The organism is Vibrio sp. 1401, from assembly GCF_033340295.1.
The window spans coordinates 1-554 of sequence record NZ_JAWOWF010000701.1; the positions used below are offsets into that span (position 1 = coordinate 1).

The window sequence follows — 554 nt, forward strand, 5'->3', positions numbered from 1 at the left end:
AATCGAAAAATCTCTTCGACTCCTCAGTGACAACTCGCTAAGTGTTACAGAAATTGCTTTCCAGTTAGGTTTTGGCGATGTTAGTTCCTTCTCAAGAGCATTTAAGGGATGGACAGGAACTACACCATTGAAGTTAAGAAATACTTAGCGTTTTACCGTATTTATAAGGCTATGAAATTCAAATACTTTTAACTTGTTCCATACAGTCAAAATATTTCCTAGCTTCCGCTTCGCAATAACTGTGTAAAAGCAATGCAAAGTAACTACGCTGCTTTTGCTTCAAGGTTCGCAGCGATGCTTGTTCATTGGAGTGACTTTGATACATAGACTCAGTAATAACAACATTCGTGTCTAGCGGATTCGATAGATAGAGTTCTATATCTAAAAGGCAGTTGGCTTCTGATTCATTAAGCCCCTGATTGACTAGTAGTTTCACACACATATGATGCACCAAGTTATTTGAAACTGCCTGTAATTCAGTGCTTGTCTTATTCAATGTCATTTCTGTTTCTCTTTCAGTCTAACCTGTGAGAGATCCATGCTCAGAATTTCCA

Annotated in this window: 2 protein-coding genes; one reads left to right on the forward strand and one right to left on the reverse strand. The window is 37.9% G+C overall.

From position 1 onward, the window contains the following. The first annotated feature begins 1 nt into the window (after nucleotide 1). A complete protein-coding gene (locus tag R7Z77_RS27675) occupies nucleotides 2-148 on the forward strand; it encodes a helix-turn-helix domain-containing protein (RefSeq protein WP_318137349.1) in 147 nt (48 codons plus the stop codon). A gap of 30 nt (nucleotides 149-178) precedes the next feature. On the opposite strand, the gene R7Z77_RS27680 is transcribed toward R7Z77_RS27675, so the two are convergent. Next, nucleotides 179-502 (reverse strand): hypothetical protein, encoded by a 324-nt coding sequence (locus tag R7Z77_RS27680; RefSeq protein ID WP_074545077.1) that lies wholly within the window; start codon nucleotides 500-502, stop codon nucleotides 179-181. Nucleotides 503-554 lie beyond the last annotated feature (52 nt).